6 protein-coding genes and 1 riboswitch are annotated in these 7,051 nt (G+C 67.4%); all 6 genes read right to left on the bottom strand.

The genetic code is table 11. The features are described 5' to 3' along the window. On the bottom strand, window positions 1-959 hold a 959-nt coding region (locus VEC04_RS11545; RefSeq protein ID WP_324776973.1), incomplete at its 3' end, for a hypothetical protein. Between the two features lie 158 nt (window positions 960-1,117). Beyond that, window positions 1,118-2,608: a replicative DNA helicase gene (locus VEC04_RS11550; protein WP_324776975.1), complete on the bottom strand. Its 1,491-nt coding sequence runs from the start codon at window positions 2,606-2,608 to the stop codon at window positions 1,118-1,120. A 116-nt stretch (window positions 2,609-2,724) separates the two neighbouring features. Then, a complete protein-coding gene (locus tag VEC04_RS11555) occupies window positions 2,725-3,090 on the bottom strand; it encodes a hypothetical protein (protein ID WP_324776977.1) in 366 nt (121 codons plus the stop codon). A gap of 119 nt (window positions 3,091-3,209) precedes the next feature. Then, complete coding sequence (locus VEC04_RS11560) at window positions 3,210-5,621, bottom strand: TonB-dependent receptor (protein ID WP_324776979.1); 2,412 nt, start codon at window positions 5,619-5,621, stop codon at window positions 3,210-3,212. A gap of 275 nt (window positions 5,622-5,896) precedes the next feature. Then, window positions 5,897-6,006: riboswitch (SAM riboswitch) on the bottom strand. 109 nt (window positions 6,007-6,115) lie between these two features. After that, window positions 6,116-6,700, bottom strand: coding sequence for a 50S ribosomal protein L9 (rplI, locus tag VEC04_RS11565; protein ID WP_324776981.1), 585 nt, complete (start codon window positions 6,698-6,700; stop codon window positions 6,116-6,118). Between the two features lies 1 nt (window position 6,701). Beyond that, entirely contained in the window at window positions 6,702-6,977 is a 276-nt protein-coding gene (gene rpsR, locus VEC04_RS11570) for a 30S ribosomal protein S18 (RefSeq protein ID WP_168048961.1), read from the bottom strand. Window positions 6,978-7,051 lie beyond the last annotated feature (74 nt).

The raw sequence follows: 7,051 nt of genomic DNA on the forward strand, positions 1-7,051 counted from the left end.
GCGAAGCCGGTGACGTCGCCGGGCGAGGAGGTATAGGAACCGGCCATCACGCCGACGCCGAGGCGGCGAACCGTACGGCCGTCCGCCAGGGTCTCGACCACCTCGTCCTGGCCCTCGAGGCTCGGAACCGCGGTGCGGTTCATGTCCAGCACCGTGTAGCGAGCCACGAAAGAGTGGGCGTTCTCGACCTCGGCGCGGAGCAGGGCGCCGTTGTCCTTGATCCATTCACGGGTCAGGAAGATCGCGATCTCGGCCTTGGTCAGTTCGTTGTCGCGGGCCTGCTCCAGTTCGCGGGTCATCGACTTGAAGGCGTCGGTGCCTTCCGCCGGAGGCGCGCCGGAGGCGTCGCGCGAGCTTTCCTCGATCGAGGCGACCAGGCGTTCCTTCAGCTCCGGCGTCAGCACCGGGATCGGCAACTGGTTCGAGGTGTAGGTGAAGGTGTTGCGGTAGGTCGGGCCTTCCAGCTCCGCCTTGGGCGGCGAACCCTCGAAGGTGTAGGGCGTCGCATAGGGGATGGCCGTGTTGTTGTAGGCCAGGGTGACGGTGACCTGCAGGGTGCTGGAGTCTTCCGACAGGCGGTAGAAGGCCGAGACCTCGACGGCGTCATCGACCACGCCCGGAGCGGTGATCTTCTGGACGGTCGAGACATCCGAAATCGAGACGCCTTCGCCGCCCGCGGCGGCTTGACGGCGGAATTGCTCGGCCAGCGAGGCGTTCAGGGCGTCGACGGGCATGATCTCGGCGATCTCGTCGGCAGCCTTGGCGGCGCGCTTGGACGGGCCGTAGTTGACGATGGCGTCGATGGCCGTCGACACAAGCGCGCCAATCAGTCCGAACTGGGCGCCCGCCTGGGCGCTGCTCGAGTAGAACCAGCTCTTGGTGACGCCCATGTTGTCTTCGACGACGACGACCGGCGTCGGGCCCATGGCGGCGATCTGGCTCTCGTTCAGCGGCCGCATGGCCGGGACCGGCGTGCCCGCGCACGCAGCCAGAGACAGCGCGGCTAGCGCGCAGATTGCAATTTTACGCATGGAATCCCCCAAACCCGTTCCCCACGGAACGGTCCCGTGGTGACTCTGCCAAAGCACCGGGCGGAGTCAACCGGACGCTGTGCGATCTATTCGTAGGACTGCGGGTAGCGGCCGTCGTGGGCGAGGTTCCCGAACTTGGTGGTGTCGGCGTCGAAGGACAGTTTGACGATGCCGATGGGGCCGTGGCGCTGCTTGCCGATGACCACCTCGGCCTGGTGCTTGAGGCGGTCCATGTCTTCCTGCCACTTGAGGTGCTCCTCGGTGCCCTCGCGCGGTTCGGCGCGGCCGAGGTAGTAGCTCTCGCGGTAGACGAACATGACGCAGTCGGCGTCCTGCTCGATCGAGCCGGATTCCCGCAGGTCGGACAGCTGGGGCCGCTTGTCCTCGCGCTGCTCGACCTGGCGCGACAGCTGCGATAGGGCGATGATCGGCACGGACAGTTCCTTGGCGAGAGCCTTCAGGCCGCCGGTGATCTCGGAGACCTCCTGGACGCGGTTCTTCTGGCTGTTGGACTCGCCGGTGGTGACCAGCTGCAGGTAGTCGACGATGATCAGGTCGAGCCCGTGCTCCATCCGCTTCAGCCGGCGGGCGCGGGCGGCCAGCTTGGACATCGACAGGCCGCCGGTGGCGTCGATGAACAGCGGGCTTTCGCCGATCTCAACGGCGGCGTCGCGGATGCGGCCGAAGTCGGCGGCGTCGATCTCGCCCTTGCGCAGCTTGTCCGAGGACACGCCCGAGGCGTCGGCGAGGATACGCATGGCCAGCTGTTCGGCCGACATTTCCAGCGAGTAGAAGGCGACCACACCGCCGCTCACCGTCTTGCGGCCCTCGGGCGTCGGCTCCCAGCGGTAGTTCCGGGCCACGTTGAAGGCGATGTTGGTGGCGAGAGCGGTCTTGCCCATCGACGGGCGGCCCGCGAGGATCAGCAGGTCGGACGGGTGCAGGCCGCCCAGCTTCTGGTCGAGATCATCGAGATTGGTGGCCAGTCCGGCCAGCTTGCCGTCACGCTGATAGGCCTCGGCGGCCATCTGGACGGCGCCGGACAGGGCGCTGGAGAAGCTCACGAAGCCTGAGGAAGGCTTGCCGGTTTCGGCGAGGGTGTAGAGCTGCTGTTCCGCGCTCTCTATCTGGTCGATGGCGGCGGTTTCGGGCTGGGGCGCCTCCTTGATGATCTCGCCGCCGATGCGGATCAGGTCGCGGCGCAGGGCGAGGTCGTAGACGACGCGGGCGTAGTCGGGCGCGTTGGCCGCCGGCGGGGCGCGGTCGACCAGGTCGGCGAGGTAGCGCAGGCCGCCGAACTCCTGGAAGGCGGGATCCTGCTTGAACCGCTCCATCAGAATGGTGGGCTCGGCCAGCAGGCCCTGGCGGACGTGGTCCTCGATGGCGTCGTAAAGCCGCTGGTGGAAGGGCTCGTAGAAATGGCTGCCGCGCAGGCGGTCGGACAGGCGCTCGAACACCGAGTTGTCGAACATCAAACTACCCAGCAGCGCCTGCTCCGCCTCTAGGTTGTGGGGCAGGGACGGGATGGACGACGGGTCCATCGGCGACGGGAAGGAGACGGGAGCGAGGGCGTTCATCGACGAAGGCATAGCCTCGCGATGCGTCGAAATCGGACGGAAAAGTCGGTCCTCCGTCAAATGAACGGGGACACCCCTGTGGATGGCCCGAAAAGGCCTGACAGATCAGTGGTGGCTCAAGCGGGGCAGGGGTGACGCTCGGCCATCCACTCGCGGATGGCCTGGGTCACGCTGATGTTCCGGCGCCGGTCAGGGATGGCCTTGAGCCGGGCGAGGAGCGTCTCCGGAGTAATGCCGGTCCCGCGCGCGGGGATGCAGTGGGCGGGCCGCCGGCCGGCCCGGATGGCGGCCGCCTGCTCGGCCTTGATGGTATTGACCGCGGTAGCGACCTCATCGACGAGCCGGCGTCCGTCGGGGCGCAACACGGCGGTGGCGTTCTGCGGCAGGCGGTCGGCGATAGCGAGGAACTCGCGCACCGACATCGCCTCGGCGGCGGTGGCGAAGAGGGCAAGGGCGATGCCGAGGGCGGCGGTCCGGATCATCGAAATTATCTCCGGCGGTCCCGATAAGGGGCGACGGGGCGCATGGCAACGCCTGTCGCCCCCCGGGGGACGGCGAAGTGTGGTGGGCGGCGCGGACCGTGACGATGCCGCGCCGCCGCTCACCAGTTCAGGCCGACGCGGGCGTAGACATAGCGCCCGTTGAAGCCGAACGGCGAATAGTAGGGGAAGCCCAGCACGCCGTTGCTGTTGAGGTTGGCCGGCGTCGCGTCGGGATATTCGTCAAACGCGTTGTCGACTCCCAGCGACAGGGTGAGCCGCTCGTTCGGCTGGAAGCGGCCTTCGAAGTCGAAGACGGCCTTGTCGCCGGTCGAATAGTCGTTCGCGGCGGTCGAGCCGGGTTGCACGACGCTGGCGTAGTAGGTCGTCCGCGCCGTGGCGCCCCAGCGCCCACGGCTCCAGTCGGCATTGGCTGACACCTTGGTGTCGGGCGTGCCTTGCTGGATCGTTTCGATCCGGCTGCGGGCGAGGAGCGGCGGCACCGGATTGAGCACCGAGGACGAGGTCGGGACGCGGGTCACCTCGACGTCGTTGAAGTTGGCCGCCACGGTGAAGTCGAAGTCGCCGTATGCATCGGTCCCGAAACGGTAGCGGCCGACAACGTCAACACCTCTCGTGGTGGTGTCCACGCCGTTCAGGAAGAATCGGGCCGCCTGCACGCCGAGGGGATCGAGCAGGGAGGCGACCTGCGGGCTGAAGCTGCGGTTGATGTTCTCCGACAGGACGATCTGATCCTCGATGTCGATCTGATAGGCATCGACAGTCAGGTCGAAATTCCCCAGCCGGATCACCGTGCCTAGGGTATAGTTTACCGAGGTTTCCGCATCGAGCGGTTCCGCGCCCAGCGTCGCGGCGACGAGGCTGGTGGCCGGGAAGGTGCCGGTTTCCACCACGACGCCGTTCTGTACGACGGAGGCCGTCGAGGTGAAATACGACTGCTGCAGCGACGGGGCGCGGAAGCCGGTCGAAACGGAGCCGCGCAGGGCGAAAGCCGGATTGAAGTCGTATCGCGCCGAAACCTTGCCGGTTGTGGCGGCGCCGAAGTCCGAATAGTCCTCGAAGCGGACAGCGCCGGCCACGGTGAACTGTTCGGTCACCGGAACCTCGACATCCAGATAGACGCCGACGGCGGTGCGGTCCTCGTCGACCTCGTTCGATGGCTGGAAGCCGACGAAGCCCTGGGCGCCCCCCGCAAGAGCGGTGTTCCCGCCGAGCGGACCGCGATCGTAGGACTCCGGCTGCCCGGCCTCGATCTCATATCCCTCACGCCGCGCCTCGAGACCGACGGCGACATTGAGGGGCGCGTACAGGCCGAGGTCATATTGGCGGGCGAAGTCGGCGCCCAGCACGACCTGGTCATAGATCAACGAGCCGGAATCGAAGCTGGTCGGCGACGCGGCCCCGTAGGTGGCGTTCAGCGAGTTCTCCGTACGGAAGTCCAGCGCGTTGCGGCCGTATACGAGGTTGATGTCGGCGCCCCAGCCGCCGATCTCGCCGCGCATGCCCGCGGCCGCCGAGATGTCCTGCGAGTTGATGGCGATGAGCGGCAGGAAGCCGTTCGGATAAAGGGCGGGCACGTTGTTGGCGTTGCCGGCGAGGCGCGGGAAGGCGGCGCTTTCGCTGTCGCGATCCTGGTATCCGACCCAGCCATACGCCTCCCATCCGTTGCTCAACGGCTTGCCGGCGTTGGCGAAGACCGTCCACTGGTCCACCTCGGGATCGCCGAATCTCGCCGTAATTGCGTTCGGGGTCACGCGCGGATCGAGGTCAGCGCGGTTGGTAGGGTCGCGCTGCAGGTATTCGGCGCTGAGCGTCAGGTAGCCGTCATCGCCGAGGCCGAAGCCTTGCCAGGCCGAGGCGGTCAGCGTTCCTCCGTCCTGTTCGTCGCGGCCCGGCGAACGGGCGGTGTCGACGGTCGTGTAGTATTGGCCCGCTGTGAAGGACGCGCCGCCGCCATGATCCGCTTCGCGCAGGCGCAGGTTGACGACTCCGGCGATCGCGTCCGAGCCGTACTGGGCCGAGGCCCCGTCGCGCAACACCTCGATACGGTCGAGAGCGCCCGCCGGAATGGTGTTCAGATCGACGGCGGCCGAGCCGCGCCCGACCGATCCGTTGACGTTGACCAGCGCCGAAGCGTGCCGACGCGTTCCGTTGACCAGCACCAACGTCTGGTCGGGAGAAAGGCCGCGGAGGGTGGCGGGGCGGATGGAGTCCGTGCCGTCCGTCACTGAGGGCCGCTGAAAGGTCAGCGACGGGACAGCTTGCGCGAGGGCGGCGGCGAGCTCGGTCGTGCCGCGGTTCCGGAGATCCTCGGCGGTGACGACATCCACCGGCGAAAGGGTATCGAGGCGCGACCGGTTCGGAGCACGGGTGCCGGTGACGACAACGTCCTCGACCGCCGTATCGGGTTCCGGGGGGACGGTCTGGGCCGCCGCGGGGGCAGCCAAGGCGAGCGTAGCACCTGACGCTGCGGCGAGCAGGAACAGGCGGTAGGAGGCGTTGATCTGGGTCATGTTCGGGTTCTCGATAGGCGCAGCGGTCCGCGCCGCGCCGCCGGTGGCGAGCGCGGGTCAGCCTCTGCTGTGTTTGAAAGGTCAGGTGTGGCGCGGACGCCGGTCGGTCAGCCGCTTACAGCGAACGTCGACATCGCATCGGCTCCATGTGTGAGGAGCACAGGCGGGCCGGCAGGACGAATGGATCAGAAGCCGCAGGGTCACGCATCGTCATCTCCCGCTCTATCGAGAACTGCGCCGGTGGCGAATGGGGAGCTGGGGGAGTGACCCTCCATCCCTCATCTGCCGCGACCCTGAGGGGTCCCGAAGGAGTTGGCACCTTACGGATATCCGCAGGTTGCCCCGGCGTCGCTGGGCCTAGTCCCTCGACCGGTCTCGATGAGCAGTTGCGATATTGCGATGCGGCATAAACGCGTCAAGGGTCGGCCGGAAAAAAGTTCGGCGGCGCAGGGTTTCCCCCACGCCGCCGTGACTTGTCAGCGCTCGGGCCGGTTTCAGGCTTCCGAACCGAGGCCTTCCTGCTGGCCGGCGCCGCCGGCGATCATGTCCTGCGCCGCTTCCATCGCTTCCGCGCGGTCCTGGTCGTAGGCGGACTTGATCACGTCCTCGCCCTTGGCCTGCCGCTCGGCCTCGTCGACCGAACGGGCGACGTTGATCTTGACCGTGGCGGTGACCTCGGCGTGCAGGCGAACCAGCACTTCGTGGACGCCGAGGGTCTTGATCGCGGTGTTGAGCACGACCTGCGAGCGCTCGATCTTGCCCCCTTCGGCCTGGACGGCCTCGGCGACGTCGCGGCCGGCGACCGAGCCGTACAGCTGACCGGTCTCGCCCGCCTGGCGGATCATGACGTAGGTCTGGCCGTCGATCTTGTCGGCCACCTTCTGCGCCTCGGCCTTGTTCTTCTCGTTGCGGGCCTCGATGGCGGCGCGGTCGAGTTCGAAGGCCTTCAGGTTCGCCGACGTGGCCCGACGGGCCTTGTCGCGCGGCAGAAGGAAGTTGCGGGCGAAGCCGTCCTTGACGGACACGACGTCGCCGATGGCGCCGAGGTTCTCGACGCGTTCAAGCAGAACGACCTTCATCTTACTTCACCACGTAGGGCAGGAGGGCCAGATAGCGGGCGCGCTTGATGGCCTTGGCCAGTTCACGCTGCTTCTTCTGGGAGACGGCCGTGATGCGCGAAGGAACGATCTTGCCGCGTTCGCTGATGTAGCGCTGCAGCAGCTTGACGTCCTTGTAGTCGATCTTCGGAGCGTTGGCGCCGGAGAACGGGCACACCTTGCGGCGGCGATAGAAGGGACGGCGGGCCGGGCCGGAGCCGGCCGGCGCGCCCGGCGAGGGAGCGGTGGTGTCGGTCATGTTCCGGGTTCCTTAATCGACGGCTTCGACAGCGTCTTCGCGGGGCGTGCGTTCACGCTCGCGCTCACGCTCGC

The sequence above is a fragment of the Brevundimonas sp. genome (genome assembly GCF_035626535.1).
GTDB lineage: Bacteria > Pseudomonadota > Alphaproteobacteria > Caulobacterales > Caulobacteraceae > Brevundimonas.